General features: G+C 57.8%; 15 protein-coding genes. 4 read left to right on the top strand and 11 right to left on the bottom strand.

Annotation, left to right across the window (positions count from 1 at the left end; genetic code table 11):
* Nucleotides 1-25 precede the first annotated feature (25 nt).
* The gene (locus tag BMZ67_RS10830) at nucleotides 26-1,087 is read left to right on the top strand and encodes a PA0069 family radical SAM protein (protein ID WP_092022486.1); all 1,062 of its coding nucleotides are present in this window, start codon (nucleotides 26-28) and stop codon (nucleotides 1,085-1,087) included.
* 20 nt (nucleotides 1,088-1,107) lie between these two features.
* Here the strand turns inward: BMZ67_RS10830 and BMZ67_RS10825 are convergent, their stop codons facing one another.
* On the bottom strand, nucleotides 1,108-1,491 hold the full coding sequence (locus tag BMZ67_RS10825; protein WP_092022484.1) for a MerR family transcriptional regulator: 384 nt from the start codon (nucleotides 1,489-1,491) through the stop codon (nucleotides 1,108-1,110).
* Between the two features lie 103 nt (nucleotides 1,492-1,594).
* On the opposite strand from BMZ67_RS10825, the gene BMZ67_RS10820 reads away from it, so the two are divergent.
* Both BMZ67_RS10820 and BMZ67_RS10815 read left to right on the top strand, forming a co-directional pair.
* The gene (locus BMZ67_RS10820) at nucleotides 1,595-2,635 is read left to right on the top strand and encodes an NAD-dependent epimerase/dehydratase family protein (RefSeq protein WP_092022482.1); all 1,041 of its coding nucleotides are present in this window, start codon (nucleotides 1,595-1,597) and stop codon (nucleotides 2,633-2,635) included.
* Between the two features lie 23 nt (nucleotides 2,636-2,658).
* Nucleotides 2,659-3,168 (top strand): DUF2244 domain-containing protein, encoded by a 510-nt coding sequence (locus BMZ67_RS10815; RefSeq protein WP_092022480.1) that lies wholly within the window; start codon nucleotides 2,659-2,661, stop codon nucleotides 3,166-3,168.
* Nucleotides 3,169-3,257: 89 nt separating this feature from the next.
* Here BMZ67_RS10815 and BMZ67_RS10810 read toward each other — a convergent pair whose 3' ends face one another.
* From BMZ67_RS10810 to BMZ67_RS10785, 6 genes are all read right to left on the bottom strand, one after another.
* The gene (locus BMZ67_RS10810; protein WP_245749952.1) at nucleotides 3,258-4,151 is read right to left on the bottom strand and encodes a DMT family transporter; all 894 of its coding nucleotides are present in this window, start codon (nucleotides 4,149-4,151) and stop codon (nucleotides 3,258-3,260) included.
* Nucleotides 4,152-4,159: 8 nt separating this feature from the next.
* Complete coding sequence (locus BMZ67_RS10805) at nucleotides 4,160-4,894, bottom strand: substrate-binding periplasmic protein (RefSeq protein WP_092022478.1); 735 nt, start codon at nucleotides 4,892-4,894, stop codon at nucleotides 4,160-4,162.
* Nucleotides 4,895-5,039: 145 nt separating this feature from the next.
* Nucleotides 5,040-6,734 carry an L-lactate permease gene (locus tag BMZ67_RS10800; RefSeq protein WP_092022476.1) on the bottom strand — a complete coding sequence of 565 codons (1,695 nt, stop codon included), beginning with the start codon at nucleotides 6,732-6,734 and terminating at the stop codon, nucleotides 5,040-5,042.
* Between the two features lie 74 nt (nucleotides 6,735-6,808).
* Nucleotides 6,809-7,471: a LutC/YkgG family protein gene (locus tag BMZ67_RS10795; RefSeq protein WP_092022474.1), complete on the bottom strand. Its 663-nt coding sequence runs from the start codon at nucleotides 7,469-7,471 to the stop codon at nucleotides 6,809-6,811.
* Entirely contained in the window at nucleotides 7,468-8,907 is a 1,440-nt protein-coding gene (locus BMZ67_RS10790; RefSeq protein ID WP_092022470.1) for a LutB/LldF family L-lactate oxidation iron-sulfur protein, read from the bottom strand. Before BMZ67_RS10790 ends, BMZ67_RS10795 begins: the two co-directional genes overlap by 4 nt.
* Nucleotides 8,904-9,686: a (Fe-S)-binding protein gene (locus BMZ67_RS10785; protein WP_092022468.1), complete on the bottom strand. Its 783-nt coding sequence runs from the start codon at nucleotides 9,684-9,686 to the stop codon at nucleotides 8,904-8,906. The genes BMZ67_RS10790 and BMZ67_RS10785 overlap by 4 nt, the downstream gene beginning before the upstream one ends.
* A gap of 318 nt (nucleotides 9,687-10,004) precedes the next feature.
* Here BMZ67_RS10785 and BMZ67_RS10780 point away from each other — a divergent pair, with 318 nt between their 5' ends.
* Complete coding sequence (locus tag BMZ67_RS10780; protein ID WP_092022466.1) at nucleotides 10,005-10,766, top strand: FCD domain-containing protein; 762 nt, start codon at nucleotides 10,005-10,007, stop codon at nucleotides 10,764-10,766.
* 30 nt (nucleotides 10,767-10,796) lie between these two features.
* Here BMZ67_RS10780 and BMZ67_RS10775 read toward each other — a convergent pair whose 3' ends face one another.
* From BMZ67_RS10775 to BMZ67_RS10760, 4 genes are all read right to left on the bottom strand, one after another.
* Nucleotides 10,797-11,765 carry an alpha/beta fold hydrolase gene (locus BMZ67_RS10775; protein ID WP_175481900.1) on the bottom strand — a complete coding sequence of 323 codons (969 nt, stop codon included), beginning with the start codon at nucleotides 11,763-11,765 and terminating at the stop codon, nucleotides 10,797-10,799.
* 64 nt (nucleotides 11,766-11,829) lie between these two features.
* Nucleotides 11,830-12,504 carry a carbonic anhydrase gene (locus tag BMZ67_RS10770; protein WP_092022462.1) on the bottom strand — a complete coding sequence of 225 codons (675 nt, stop codon included), beginning with the start codon at nucleotides 12,502-12,504 and terminating at the stop codon, nucleotides 11,830-11,832.
* Between the two features lie 91 nt (nucleotides 12,505-12,595).
* On the bottom strand, nucleotides 12,596-14,401 hold the full coding sequence (gene oadA, locus BMZ67_RS10765) for a sodium-extruding oxaloacetate decarboxylase subunit alpha (RefSeq protein WP_092022460.1): 1,806 nt from the start codon (nucleotides 14,399-14,401) through the stop codon (nucleotides 12,596-12,598).
* 19 nt (nucleotides 14,402-14,420) lie between these two features.
* Nucleotides 14,421-15,836, bottom strand: a complete 1,416-nt coding sequence (locus BMZ67_RS10760; protein ID WP_092022458.1) for an acetyl-CoA carboxylase biotin carboxylase subunit — start codon at nucleotides 15,834-15,836, stop codon at nucleotides 14,421-14,423.
* Nucleotides 15,837-15,955: the final 119 nt, after the last annotated feature.

The following is a 15,955-nucleotide window of genomic DNA, read 5'->3' as shown; positions in this document are numbered from 1 at the left end:
TATATAAACAGTATTGAGGTTACTCATGAAAACCCGCGGCACCGACCTCAACCCCCACAACCGGTTTCGAACAATTGTCACTGATCGCCAGCCGGATGATGGCTGGCACCACGACCCCAGTGACGACCACTGCCCGGACTCCATCGCCACAGAGGTTGTGGATGAACAGGTCAAAACCATCATCAGCCGCAACCGCTCGCCGGACGTTCCGTTTGAGCAGTCCATCAACCCCTACCGGGGCTGTGAGCACGGCTGCGTCTACTGCTTTGCGCGACCAAGCCATGCGTACTGGGACATGTCGCCGGGGCTGGATTTTGAAACCCGGCTGATTGCCAAGCCAAATGCCGCGGAACAATTGCGGCGGGAACTGGACAAGTCCGGCTATCACCCTACCCCCATTGCCCTTGGCGTCAACACAGACGCCTACCAGCCCGTCGAGAAGCAAAGGCGCATCACCCGCGAGATTCTTGAGGTTCTGACGGAATACCGTCACCCAGTATCAATCATAACCAAAAGTGCGCTGATCCTGAGGGACCTGGACCTTCTGTCGGAGCTGGCCGCACAGGGCCTCTGTTCTGTCCGGGTAAGCCTGACGACCCTGGATAACGCCCTGAAGCGGAGCATGGAGCCCAGGACTTCAGCACCCGCCACCCGGCTCAGAGTGATCAGGGAACTCTCTGAGGCCGGTGTCCCCACCGGCATTATCATGGGCCCGGTTATACCCTTCATTAACGACCAGGAGATTGAGTCCATTCTCACGGCAGCGCGCAGTGCTGGCGCCACCAGGGCCAGCTGGATTCTGCTCAGACTCCCGCTGGAGTTGGACGAGTTGTTCCAGGACTGGCTGAAGCGGCATTACCCCCAAAGGGCTGACCATGTCATGAACCGAATCCGCGATTTGCGGGGAGGGCAAAGTTACCAATCAAGGTTTGGCGAACGGATGACCGGCACCGGCCCCTACGCCGATCTGATTCGTCAGCGATTCAAACGTAAGGCCAGGGCCGAGGGGTTCTTAAACGACGGCATGGAGCCGCTGCGCATCGATCGCTTCCAGAGGCCGGGAGGACATCAACTCAGCCTGCTGTAACCGCCATACGCAAGCGCTGGCTAGTTTACCCCGGACGGGCCACCGCAGGAGGCTCTGGCACTGACTTCCAGGCGTTCCTGCTCCACCGCCAACAACTGGCTGACAGCCTGCAGTTCGTTGATCCGGCGTTCAACATCGGCCCGCTTCTCGGCCATCAACAAAGCGCCTTGAGCACAATCCATTCGGTTGCCACGCAAGGCACTCATGACCTCACGAATTTCACTCAGGGAAAATCCAAGGTCCTTCAGCTGACGGACCATACCGACACGGCTGACTGCGAGTTCCGGGTAGTCCCGGTAGTTATTGCTGCACCGCCCCACTTCCTGTAACAACCCTTCTTTCTCGTAATAACGAAGGGTATGGCGACTGACACCAGTACGTTTTTCCAGCTCGGCAATGCGCATGGATCGCTCCTGTGTTCCATCCCTTTACATCAGGGGGGTTGACCTTAAAGCATACTCTACACTTTAACGTTGATGGGCAACCCACTTTCAAGGATGCCTACCCATGACCATTCTGATAACAGGCGCAACCGGCTTTATCGGCCGCCACCTCTGTGCCCACCTGACCGCCAACCAGGTACCGGTGGTCGCGCTCATGCGTAACCCGGAAAAACTCACCTCCCTGCGTCAGCAGGTTACCGCCCTGGACGGACAAGGAGACCTGATCTCCGTCATATCGGGGGACCTCGACCAACCAGGGCTTGGTTTGAAGCAACCAATGCCACAGGGTATTCGCGCCATCGTTCACCTTGGGGCCCGGTTCGCCTGGGGAATGGCGCCAGAGACCGCCCAGCGCACCAACGTCAACGGCAGTCTTGCGGTTGCCCAGTTGGCTCGCCAACTCCAGTGCCGCCTGGTGTATGTATCCGGTTTCATGCTCGAAAATACCGACCACCTGGCGCGTCTCGGGATCAACCTGAACGCCTTGGACCAGACAGATTGGAACACGGTGTATCAGCGGGCAGGAAGTTATGAAGCCAGTAAACTGGAAGGTGCCCTTAAAACCCGAGTCTACGCCGACAAGCATGCCATGGATTGGGTTGAGATCCAGCCCGCCACGCTGACCGGCAGTGTCGAGCGCGGAGAACTGGATCCCGCGCAACCGCTGTTCCAACTGATCGACAACCTCAATCACGGCCGACTGGCCATGGTGCCCGGCACGGCGAAAGATTGGCTGCCACTGGTGTCGGTCGACACCCTCGTGCGGTTGATCTCCGCAGCCATTGAGGCTCAAAACCCACCACCACGCTTGCTGGCTCTGGACCCGGCCACCCCGAACCTCAAAGGGCTGCTTGCCCTGCTCGCCAAGCCGCTGGACAGGCAGGCACCCGCAAGACACATTCCGAAGAAACTACTGGCGCTGCTGCTGAAAATCCCGGGGCTCGCAACCAAACTGAACACGGCACCGGAATCCCTCCACTTCATCCAGCCGGCCCGATTCGACACCGGGGTTTCCATGGCATTCATGGCCCAACACAGTATTTCCATGCCCGCCATTGAACAGGTGGTGCTGCGCAATGCGCGCTGGTATCACCAAAGGTGCTAACCTGAACACGGAGGACCTCCGTTATGGTTCAGCGACTGCAATACTCCGGGGGAACGCGGTTATTGCTAACCCCCAACCATTCCCTGAGCTGGCGAGCCAATGTTCGCATCTGGCTGGCCCTGTGTAGTCTGTCGCTGACCATTGCCGGCCTGATGTCCCTCGCAGGAGCCTGGCTGGTGCTACCCTTCGCTGGCCTTGAACTGGCCGCCCTGGCAACGGCGCTGTACCTCACCGCCAGGGCCTGCCGGCGTCAGGAGGTTCTGACCATCACCCCCCATCAGCTCCAGCTGGAGAAAGGCCTCTACCACAAACAGGCGGAATGGAAGCTGCCTCGCCCCTACACCCGTGTATGCCTTCGCCAGCCACACACTCCAGTGGCTGCACCCAGGATGTTTCTGGTGTTCCGGGAGCAAGAAGTGGCCCTGGCGAACTTCCTCAACACCGAGGATGCCCAAGCCCTCATCAGCATTTTACGCAGCTGCGGCCTCGCTATCGACACCCCGGCCCCCACTGCGCCCGCCCTCTGGCTATAGGAGATACACGGCAGCTCTGCACGGAGAAGTTGATAACCAGGGCCGCCCTGACTCGTGAACAAGTAGGGTGGGAGTGCCAAGCGGCAAGGTCAGCGCCTCTGCCCTGACCGAGTCGCTAACAGCAATCCGAACAGGATAAGAACACCACCCACGACGTGGAACCACGCCAGCCGTTCATCGAGGAACAGGGTTGCCATCACCGCCGCAAAGATTGGCACCAGGTACATGAACAGGGCGGATTTCGCCGGCCCGACCTCATGTACCGCGTGGTTCCAGAAGCCATAGGCCAGAATTCCCGGAAACACCGCAAAGAACCCCAGGGCCAACAGGTTAGTGGAGGTGACCGTAAAGCCCCCGGAGAAGAACACCAGGTCAACCAGATAGAACGGCAGTATCGCCACCAGGCCAAAGGCAATCTGAACGGTAAGGAACGCCAGCGCGGTCAATGGCACCGCATGGCGGCGCAACAACACCGAGAACAATCCCCAGCAAAACACCGCCAGGACCATAATCAGATCCCCCGGATGCCAGTCCAGCTGCATCAGGGTCTGCCAACGCCCCCGCGCCACTACCGTAACAATGCCCACAATCGCCAGAGTAATGCCCATGGCCTGGAGTGGGCGAGTTCGCTCACCCAGTAATAGCCAGGCTAACAGGGCAACCATGACCGGTATGGTGGTATTGATCAGGGCAATATTGGTGGCTGTCGTCGTCAACGCCGCAAAGTACAGCAGGGAATTGAACGCCCCGACACTGAAAGCAGCGAGGACGCTGATGATCAACCAGTGTTGCCTGACGATTTCCCGCTGCCGCCAAACAGCAGGCAACCCGATGGGCGCCACCAGTATCAGCGCCAGCAGCCAGCGGTAGAAAGACATGGACAACGGAGGCATTTCCCCAGCCACCGCCCGGGCAACAACCGCGTTACCGGCCCAGAACAAAGGCGTAAGTATCAGGCCAAGATAGGCCAGCCGTAGTGCCAAGGTAGCCCTCAGAAGTCAAAGTCCATGTAATGATCGCCTGCCAGCCTTTGGTAGGTGCCATCAGCCTTGAGCTTCATCAGCTCGGCGGACAGGCCATCCAGAAACGCACGGTTCTCCGGGGTGTCGTAGCAGGTAATGCGGTCGTACCCAAGGAACAATGGAAACTCAGCGGAATAGGTCAAATCATCCATATAAGGCTGGATATCGGGTAGCGCCGCAATCGCAACATCAATCCGCCCCTGCCGCAGCATTTCAATCGCCTGCTCATCGGAATGCACCTGCAACACTTCCCCTGAGTACTCCAGCGCTTCAGCATAGTAGCCTTCATGGCCGATGACCGCACCAACCCGTAATCCCGCCAGCTCTTCATTAGACGATACCGGGGGTTGCCCGGCCGGAGAGAACAGAAAGTACCCGAAGCTACCCAGGGGATAACTGGCGATGATCTGCCCGTCGCCAAGGGTCTTACGGAGGACTTCGGTAAACGAAAAGATACAGTCCGCCCGACCGGCTTTGAACTGGTAGAGTGCGCGTTTGTAAGGATAGAAATCCTGGCTCACCTGGTAATCCAGCGACTCCATCGCCTTATTGAAGATCTGCTGGTAAACGCCATCGCCACTGGCGTCCAGCAAGGTGGTAATTTCAGGAACGGCAAGGCGAATGTCAGCTTGGGCATTCAACCCTGCCATAAAGAGAACAACGCCCAGAACCGGCCGCAATCGGGCACTGACTTGTGACAGCAATCGTACATCTCCAGGCAGGAATCGGGCGCGCTCCTCAGAGCCGCACCGGGGAAGGCTGCAGTAGGCCTTCGACCTCCGCAAAGGTCGAAACTACCATAGCCATCCCCAACTTCCAATTCGGCCCGAGTCGAACCGCCGGAAAAGCCTACTGCAAAGGATCAGTCACGCCCAGCAAGTAGATGGCAACCAGACCGATTACACCCGCGCAGAACAGGTAGTACAAGGTGGGTATCACCGTCATCCGCAGTGTCTGCCCCTCACGCCCCAACAGGCCAACGGTTGCCGATGCAGCCACCACATTGTGCACTGCAATCATGTTCCCTGCCGCAGCCCCAACCGCCTGCAAGGCGACCAGCAGCGCACCAGAAACCCCGAGAAGCCCGCCAACACTGAACTGGAACTGGGACAACATCAGGTTGGACACCGTGTTGGACCCGGCAATGAAGGCACCGAGGCCTCCGACCATAGGCGCAAACATCGGGTAAATCCGCCCCATGGAATCCGCTACCCACTGCGCCATGGCAACCGGCATCGACGGCAAATCGGCTCCGTTAACACCGGAGTTGATGAGAATCCGCACCATGGGGATAGTGAAGACCAGCACAAAGCCGGCCCCCAGCAAGGTCCTGGAAGACTCGCTCACCGCAGCCTTCAGTTCCGTTGCCGCCATACGATGGAAGAAAAAGGTTGCCGCCACCACCAGCACCATAATGCCGCCGGGCAGATAAAGCGGCTGAATCGTACCCGAGATGCCCTGCTCTCCCAGGATATTGCTCCAGCCGAAGCTGAGGAAGCTGGTAAACACTGCTTTTACCTCGGGAAACACCCTCGACACCACGAGCAAGGCGGCCAGCAATACGTACGGAAGCCAAGCGCGAATGCCAGACATCAATGGCCGGGTGCTCGCCTCGTCAATACGAATCTCCAGTTTACCCAACCACTCAGAAGGCCATTCGCTGGCCGGCGCAAAATCCCAGACTTTCTTGGGCATCAGGAAGCCCGCCCGGGCAGCGGGCACGACAATCGCCAGCCCCACCAGGGCACCGATCATTGACGGGAACTCCGGCCCCAGGAATACACCGGCAGCAGCATAGGGCAACACAAAGCACAGCCCCGCAAAGACCGCAAAAGGCGCAACTTCCAGCCCCTCTCTCCAGGAGCGGTTGCGACCAAAGAAACGGGTCAGCATCACACACATAAACAACGGCATCAGCAAACCAATGGTGGCATGAATGATCGCCACTTCAGAGGTAATTAGCTGCAGGAAGACTTCCCAGCTGGAGCCCTGGGCGGCCATTTGACTGCCAATCAGCGCCTTGTCCAGACCACCGGTGACTCCGACCACAATCGGTGTTCCCACAGCACCAAACGACACCGGGGTGGATTGGATCATCATCCCGATCATCACCGCGCCCATGGCCGGGAAGCCCAACGCTACCAACAACGGTGCAGCCACAGCCGCTGGCGTTCCAAAACCCGACGCCCCTTCAATGAAGCAGCCGAACAACCAGGCAACAATCACCGCCTGTATCCTTCGGTCAGGTGTAATGTTGGAAAAGCCATGGCGGATGGAGGCAATGGCTCCCGAATGCTTCAATGTATTCAGCAGCAGAATCGCACCAAAGATGATCCAGAGGATGGCCGCCGTAAGGATCAGCCCTTGGATTGATGAAGCCGCAATTCGGGTGATGCTCATATCCCACGCGAACAGACCAATGGCGGCCGTTGTCAGGAATACAAGCGGCATAGCGACGCGAGCCGACAAGTTGAGACCAACCAGCAGGACACCCGCCAGCAACAGAGGCGCAAAGGCCAGGAAAGAGAGCAGAGATTCGGACATAGAACAGCTCCGTATTGGATTATTGTCGTTGTAGTTTTGGTAGCTATCCGCGCTTACGGCGGCATTGATCGGCGTTATTCAAGAATCAGGACAACAAGCTCCCGTGGGCCATGAACGCCATAGGCCAGCGTCTGTTCGATATCGGCGGTCTTTGAAGGACCGGAAATCAGCAGCGCATTGGCGGGCATCCCCAGATCCGCCCACCCCTGCTCGGCCAGCGCCTGGTAGAAGGTGGCGTAGATCTGGTCAGCCCCAAGCACAACAAAATGGACCGGCGGCACCAGACTCATCAGCCGCGGCTCCTGCACCGTAGGCCAGAGAATCAGCGACCCGGTTTCAGCGATGGCTCCGCGGCAACCGGTCAGGGCCGCATCCACGTTGTTAAACAGTTCCGGTTTCCAGTCGTCAATGGGTGAGTCATAGGCACGCAACCTGGGGCCAGACTCCCGCTGACGTGTCCAGGCCTCGCGGCCGACAGAGGTTTCCGGTGACGCCAACAGGTTGGTCAGCCCCTTTGCCGCCATCAGCGCCCAGAGGTGATCAACCCACCGGTCCTCGGCAACCCGGTGAACTTCTCCGTTCACCGACGTAATCATGGTTTCGAAACGCTCAAGCTTTTCAGCCGTGGTCCAGTCACGATCCCTGACCACGGAGAAGTCGCTGGCCGGAGGGCTTAGCGGCTGATTACCCCGACCAGCCCGAAGGCGCTGCAGGATGGCAGTTCTGGCGGCAGTCATCGGGCACCTCCCCGGGTTCTCTCATTCATCATCTGATGCAGCGTTTTCGCAGCGGGCTTTGGCGAAGTCCGGTAGCGGGTCCAGGGGCCAACCTGGGATGGTGTAAACCAGCGGAAACGGGTTAGCAGCGACCCGAACAGACGGTACCGGCGAGGATTTCGAAACAGCCAGCGGAAACCGTTCCAGGCCAGGCGCTCCTTCCAGTTGCGCTTGACACCATGGCCGCGAACCACAGAGGGCCTCAGGCTATCGCCATCAACAGACTCCTTACGCAGTCGTTGCAACAGTTTGGGAATCGGGATACGAACCGGACACACTTCGCCACAGGCGCCGCACAGCGTAGAGGCTGAAGGCAGGTCTTGGGTGTTTTCCAGCCCCATCAGGTGGGGCATCAGGATCTTCCCGATCGGCCCCGGGTAGGTTGTGCCATAGGCGTGGCCACCCACCCGGGTATACACCGGGCAATGGTTCATGCAGGCACCACAGCGAATACACCGCAAGGTGTCCATCAGTTCCTGGTCCTGATAGATCGACGAGCGGCCCGAGTCCACCAAGACCAGGTGGACCTCTTCAGGACCATCAAACTCGTCGGCCTTACGGGGACCTGAAATCATGTTGACGTAGGTGGTGACATGCTGGCCGGTCGCCGAGCGGGTAAGCAATGCGAGCAGTGGTGTCACGTCTTCCAGGTGCTCGACCACTTTCTCTATGCCTGTCACGGCGATGTGGCAGGGAGGAACCGTCGTTGTCAGGCGGCCATTGCCTTCGTTCTCCACCAGGCACAAGGTTCCGGTCTGGGCTACTGCAAAGTTGACCCCGGAGATGCCCACGTCGGCCTTCATGAATTTTTCCCGCAGTTGCTGGCGGGCAGCCGCGGTCAGGTAGGCCACGTCATGGGAGCGTTCGGTCCCGGTGCGGTCGTGCATCAACTCCGAGATTTCGGCGGTGTTCTTGTGAATCGCCGGCATGATGATGTGCGACGGCGTTTCCTTGGCCAGCTGCACAATGTATTCGCCGAGATCCGATTCAAGCGCCTCAATGCCTTCAGCTTCCAGGAAATGGTTCAGTTCCATCTCCTCTGACACCATGGATTTGCCTTTGATGACGGTTCTGGCATCGCGAGCCTTACAGATATCACGGATGATTTCACAGGCCTGTTCGCCGGTCTCGGCCCAGTGCACCCGGATTCCCTGGCGGCTGCAGTTGTCTTCCAGCTGCTCCAGCAACTCCGGCAGCCGTGACAACGCACGCAGACGCACCGCTGCCCCCAGATCCCGCAAACTTTCCAGATCCCAGCCGTTGAACGCGTTCTGACGCTTGCTCATCAAGCCGTCCATTGCGTTACGGAAGTTGCTGCGGATCTGGGGGTTATCCAGGGCCGAACGAACCCTCGGGTGAAAGTGCCGCACCTCCTGGCTGTGGGGAGCCAAACTCATGCCTTGCCCTCCCCGCCATGCCCGCAGGTACGCTCCCACAGGAAACTGACAATATGCTGCCCCTTCAGCGGGCGACGGTTTTTCTCCGCATACCCCGCGATGTTCATCATGCATCCGCAATCCGTCGCAACGACCGTTTCCGCGCCGGCCGCAACCAGTGCCTCGGTCTTGTCAGCGACCATGGCCTCGGAAATTTCCGGATGGCGCACCGCGAAGGTGCCACCAAACCCGCAACACTCTGCCGGGCGGGCCTGTTCAACCAGCTCGACCTGGCCAAGCTGCCCCAACAACCGGGGGCCCACCTCCGCAACACCCATTTCGCGACGGGCCGAACACGATGTATGCATGGCCACTTTCACCGGTTCACCCTGATCCTCCAGGCGAATGTGGCAAACGTTCAGCAGGAAATCCGTCAGTTCCCATGTTCTGGCTGCCAGATTTTCTGCTTTGTCCTGCCAGGGCGTGCCTGCAAACAGCTCGGGATAGTGTTTTCGCATCATGCCGCCACAGGAGCCGGCCGGCACAACAATGGGATAGTCACCGGGGAACAGTTCCAGCTGGGGAATCACCACATCCCTGGCCTGATCATTGAACCCGGAGCTGAACGCCGGCTGGCCACAGCAGGTCTGACCCTGTGGGAACAGCACTTCGATCCCCTCCCGCTCCAGCAACTGGATGCCCGCCATTCCGGCATCGGGGTAGAACAGGTCGACCAGACAGGTCGCGAAGAAGTACACCTTCTCAGGCTTGGCTGGGTAAAGCTTGATGGGATCGGTCATAGGCTCACCTGGCTTTTTATAATTGGTCTTACCAATTTACACTTAACTGGTTAGGCATCCTAATGACCCTTGCCCCGGCTTGTCAATTTACAACCAAGGCTCTAAACCATTGGTCTAATCTCAGCCTTAAACTCTTTTAATCAGGTTATTTAGATAAACTCAGGAAACAAAAGGCGCTTTATGCGGGTAAGAAGAGCAAAAAATTAATTGGTAAGACCAATTAATTTAAAACGATCAACCCTCCCGCAAAACCCAAGAACACGAGAAGCTTTGGTATGCTATCGCTATTGATCAGACAGCCTGCAGACAGGAACCGGCATGACATACAACCGCGTTGAAACCCCACGACTTTCCGACGTCATCATGCAGCGCATGGAGAGCATGATTTTGGAAGGTAGTTTCAAGCCGGGTCAGAAACTGCCCCCGGAGCGCGAGCTGGCCAGCAACTTTGGCGTATCCCGCCCGTCGATCCGGGAGGCCATCCAGAAGCTGGCGGCCAAGGGATTGCTGACCAGTCGCCAGGGTGGTGGCACCTTTGTCAGCAACACCATCGGAAGCTCATTCAGCGACCCCCTTCTGGCGTTACTGGGCAGCCACGAGGAGTTTCATCATGACCTCCTTGAATTCCGGCATTCACTGGAAGGACTGTCCGCCTACTACGCTGCCCTGCGTTCGACCCCTGCCGACAAGGCTCGCCTGCAACAGAAATTCGATACGCTTAAAGCCACCTACCTCAACAACGACCCGGCACAGGAAGCCGAAGCCGATGCAGCCTTCCACCTGGCCATTGCCGAGGCCGCTCACAACGTCGTCCTGTTACACACCATGCGGGGCCTGTTTACCCTGCTCGAAAAGAACATCGTCGAGAACCTGACTCACCTGTTTGAACGGGACAATTCCCGCAGCCAATTGCTGGAGCAGCACCAGGCGCTGCTCGACGCGATCCTGTCCGGGGATGCCGAACTGGCCCGCCAGTGCTCACACCACCACCTGGCCTACGTTGAGGAAGGACTGCTTGAACTGTCGAAGCAGGAAACCCGGGTAGAAAGGGCGATGCGGAGAGTTCAGTCGTCCAACTGACTTTTTGGAGGGAGAAGGAAGAAGGAGGGATCAATCTACGTGACGAAGGATTTTGCTGAATATCTGATCCTGAAAAACCGGTGACAAAACGTACAGGTGCCCCTGATCCTCCATCAGCGTAAGCTCAGCCCCGGCAATAGACTGCTGCAGATGGGTGGCAAACAGCCACGGCACGAAGGTGTCTTTCTGCCCCTGGAACAGGTACACCGGAACATCAATATCCGCCAGCAGGAACGGCCAAGGTGCCCACTGCACTTCCAGATCCTGGATAACCCCGTCCACCCCTTGGGTAACACTCTCCTGCTGATTCCGCATAAACAGCTCAGCAATCTGACGGTCTTGCAGTATGTCTCGATCAGGCGCAGGCATTTCTGACTCCGCCATTTTCATATAAAAATTGGGCAGCGTTCTGTCCACCCAGCCAGCCAGTTTAACCGCATGACTGAACAGCACCGGCCGGTGCTCGGACAACTCGGGCCCCCGGAGGTTGTAATTCTTCATCAGGGATTCGGCTTGCGGGTATTCGCCAAAGTTGGTGTAGCCGGACGCAGACACCGCAAAGGCGACCCGTTCAGGCATCTGGTAGGCAGCAGCCAACACAGGAGGACCACCGCTGGACCATCCCAGCAATCCGAAACGCGAGATACCCAGATGATCGGCCAGGTATTCCACATCCGCGGCATAGTCCAGCAGCCCATACTCACTGGCGAAATCCGACTGACCAAACCCGGGACGGTCCAGGGCAATCAGCCTAAGGCCATAGTCAGCTGCCTTACGGTCCAGAAACAGCAACTCCAGCCGGGAGCCCGGATTGCCATGGGCATAGAACACAGGAAAACCGTCCGGCGCGCCCCGCTCCATCCAGGCCAGGGTGCGGCCATTCCTCACCAACAGTTGTGGAACAGCCGTATCGGTCATAGCGTCACTGTATACGTTTCTATCGACCCGCTCAGAGGCACAGCCTGCCAGAATGGCGACAAGCCACAGACTTAATAGCACTAACCGCTTCATCCCTGAACCACCATCTCCATGGCAGAGCCCAAAGCCCTACCTTGCCATACGATCAGGCAGGATTATCAGCGACCCGGGCAATAACGTCTGCGTAATAGTCATTAAAATCGGTAAATCCGACACTGTTGCTGCCACAGCAACGAACATTGCCGTTCTTGATGTCGTATACCCAGCCATGGATGTCAATTTTCTGGGTTGCCAGCTTCGCAGCAACCGCCGGATGCGTTCTCAGGTGCTGTACCTGCTGCAGCACGTTTTCCTCGATGGCTTCGTTCAGGTACTTGGCATCCAGACAACTATCCACCGAAATACCGTGGCGTTCACGAACAATTTCCATGGCCGACCGACAGTGTCCCAGCCATTCTTTAACATGTGGAAGCCCTTTTAGCGCCGGAATATCCATAGCCCCTTTGATAGCGCCACAATCGGTATGGCCACAGACAATGATATGGCGAACCTTGAGCACGGCCACTGCGTATTCGATAGACGCAGTCATACCCCCGGTTTCATTGCTGTGGGGGGGGATAATGTTGCCGGCATTGCGGCAGATAAACAGGTCACCGGGGCTTGATCCGGTCAACAGATTGGGATCAATCCTTGAGTCCGAACAGGTAAAAAACAGGACTTCAGGGTGCTGGCCATCCTCGATCAGGGTGCCAAACAGGTCCTTCCGCTCGGGATAAACATTTTCCCGAAAATCCAGTACTCCACGAACGATATGATCCACGCTTCTTCCTCATTCCAGTCATATCCAGCCGCTCACAATAAGGCCACTACAAAGCCCGCCCATCAGGAAGCGGGCTTGCAGCAGAATCTCGTCAAGCGATCTCGATCAGAACTTCACCAGGGGTCACCCGGTCACCTTTTGCCACATGTACCGCCTGAACCGTACCCGCAACGTTCGCGTGTACTTCGGTTTCCATTTTCATGGCTTCGGTGACCAGCACCGCCTGACCAGCAGTTACGGTATCCCCTTCCTTGACCAGGACATCCACCACATTGCCTGGCATTGCGGTAGTAACATGCCCTGGCTCGGTCGCGCGCTTGCGACCGCTGCTGCCCTCAGCAACGTACTCATTCAGCGATTCGAAAACCACTTCTTCCGGCATGCCGTCCAGCGACAGGTAGAGCTTGCGCTTGCCCGCGCCGGAATCCCCGACCCCGGTCACTGCCACTTCGTAGGTCTCACCGTGCACATCGATGCGGAATTCGGTGGCAACGCCGGCACCCATACGACCTTTGCCGCCCTGCTCAGGTGGCAACAGTTCTTCCGGCTTGAGAGTACCATCTGCCCGTTGTTGCAGGAACTCGCGGCCAAGGTCCGGGAACATGGCGTATGTCAGCACATCTTCCTCACTCTTCGCTATGCTACCAATGTCCTCCCGCAACTTGTTCAGCTCCGGGCTGAGCTGGTCGGCGGGGCGACCTTCGTGCACCGACTCATTACCAATCGCCTTTTTCTGCAGCTCAGCGTTCACCGCTGCCGGCGGCTGACCGTACCCGCCCTGCAGATAGCGTTTCACTTCATTGGTGATGGTTTTGTAGCGCTGCCCCGCGAGCACATTGTAGACCGCCTGGGTTCCAACGATCTGGGAGGTCGGCGTTACCAGCGGCGGATACCCAAGATCTTCCCGAACCCGCGGAATCTCGGCGAATACCTCGCGAATCCGGTCCAGGGCGTTCTGCTCCTTCAACTGGTTCGCCAGGTTGGACATCATGCCACCAGGCACCTGGTTGATCTGTACCGATACGTCCTCACGGGTAAACTCGCTCTCGAACTGGTGGTACTTTTTGCGAACCTCTCGGAAGTAGTCCGCAATTTCACTCAGCAACTCAAGGTCCAGCTCGGTGTCGTAGGGGGTTCCGCTCAGGGCCGCCACCAACGACTCAGTCGCCGGGTGACTGGTTCCGGACGCAAAGGACGAAATTGCGGTATCCACGCGGTCCGCACCCGCCTCGATGGCTTTCATCTGACAAAGAGAAGCCAGCCCGGAGGTGGAGTGGCTGTGCACCACCAGCGGCAGGTCTACCTCGGCCTTGATCGCCTTGACCAGTTCGTAGGTGGCATAGGGCGTCAGCAGGCCCGCCATATCCTTGATGGCAATGGAGTCCGCCCCCATGGCCTTCAGCTCCTTGGCCTGCTTTACGAACAGCGCCGGGGTATGAACAGGGCTGGTTGTATAACAGATGGTTCCCTGCGCGTGCTTGCCCGCTTTCTTCACGGCCTTCATGGCGGTTTCGAGATTGCGCAGGTCATTCAGGGCATCAAATACACGGAATACGTCGATACCGTTATCGGCCGCCTTCTGGACAAAGGCTTCCACCACATCATCCGCGTAATGACGGTAGCCCAGCAGATTCTGCCCCCGCAGCAGCATTTGCAGCCGTGTGTTGGGCAGGGCCTTGCGAAGCTGGCGCAGGCGCTCCCACGGATCTTCCTTCAGGAAGCGGACACAGGCATCAAAGGTGGCACCGCCCCAGACTTCCAGGGACCAGTAGCCCACCTGATCCAGCTTATCGCAGATCGGCAACATATCTTCAGTGCGCATGCGGGTAGCGATCAGGGACTGGTGCGCATCACGCAGGATGACGTCGGTAACTTCAATTTTCTTGGCTTGGCTCATTCTGTTTTCCTCCTGCGGATTACCATCCCGCGTGAGCGGCAATGGCTGCGGCAATCGCTAATGCAACTTCACTTGGCTGGCGCTTGATGGAATAGTCCAGCAACTCCGGGTGGGACGGCACAAAACTGGTGTCGAACACGCCACGCCGGAAATCCGGGTGTTTAAAAATCTGCTGGTAGTAGCTCGCCGTGGTGCGAATACCATGCAGGCGCATGTCATCCAGGGCACGTTCGCTGCGGGCAATGGCTTCTTCCCAGGTCAGCGCCCACACCACCAGCTTCAGGCACATGGAATCGAAATAGGGCGGAATTTCATACCCGGTATAGATGGCGGTATCCACCCGCACGCCTGGGCCACCTGGGGCGTAATAATGGGTAATCCGACCGAAACTGGGCAGGAAGTCGTTCTTGGGATCTTCCGCGTTGATCCGCATCTGGATCGCATAGCCACGAAACTGAATATCTTCCTGGCGGTAGCTGAGGGGCAATCCAGAGGCGATTCGCAGCTGTTCCCTGACAATATCCACACCCGTAATGGCTTCAGTAATGGTGTGTTCCACCTGAACCCGGGTATTCATCTCCATGAAATACACTTCATTTCCGGACAGCAGGAACTCGACCGTACCGGCGTTCTCGTAGCCCACAGCCTTGGCTGCGGTTACCGCCAGATTACCGATGTACTGGCGCTGCTCCGGGGTCAGCTGGGGGCTCGGTGCAATTTCGATCAACTTCTGGTTACGGCGCTGTATGGAGCAGTCACGCTCAAACAGATGAATCGCATTGCCCTCGCTGTCTGCCAGCACCTGCACTTCGATGTGACGGGGGTTAACGATGCACTTCTCCATGAAGACTTCCGCCGACCCAAAGGCCTTTGTTGCTTCGGAAATCACCCGAGGGTACTGAGCTTTCAATTCCTCAGGCGTATCGCAGCGCCGGATACCCCGGCCGCCGCCACCCGAGGTGGCCTTCACCATCACCGGGTAACCGATTTCATTAGCCAGCTTGAGGGCCTCATCCAGGTTGGCCAGGTTGCCTTCGGAACCGGGAGTAATCGGCACACCTGCGGCCCGCATACTGTCCCGGGCCTGGGTCTTGTCACCCATCTTGTAGATCACGTCCGCCTTCGGCCCGATGAAGGTCACGCCCTTCTGCTCACACAGGCGGGCAAATTCTGCATTCTCGGACAGGAAACCATATCCCGGGTGAATCCCGTCACAGCCGGTTTCCACCGCCAGGTTGACGATCCTTGCCGGGTCCAGATAGCCCGCCAGCGGGTCTTCCCCAAGCGAATAGGCCTCATCAGCCCGTTTAACATGGAGGCCATAGCGATCCGGCTCGGTATAGATCGCCACCGAGCGTATGCCCATCTCGGCACAGGCCCGTACAATTCGCACCGCGATTTCACCGCGGTTGGCAATCAGAATTTTTTTCAGCATGGGTGATTCCTCGTCAATTCGCCCCACATCCAGAGTAGACAAAGCACCACCATAACTAAAATTGATATTATTTTTTTTATGTATAAGGTATCGCTTATACATATACCGAAAAAGCGTTC

This window comes from Marinobacter zhejiangensis (assembly GCF_900114775.1).
Taxonomy (GTDB): Bacteria; Pseudomonadota; Gammaproteobacteria; order Pseudomonadales; family Oleiphilaceae; genus Marinobacter; species Marinobacter zhejiangensis.
The sequence above is the reverse complement of the archived record's forward strand: the minus strand, read 5'-3'. Positions and strand labels throughout refer to the sequence as shown.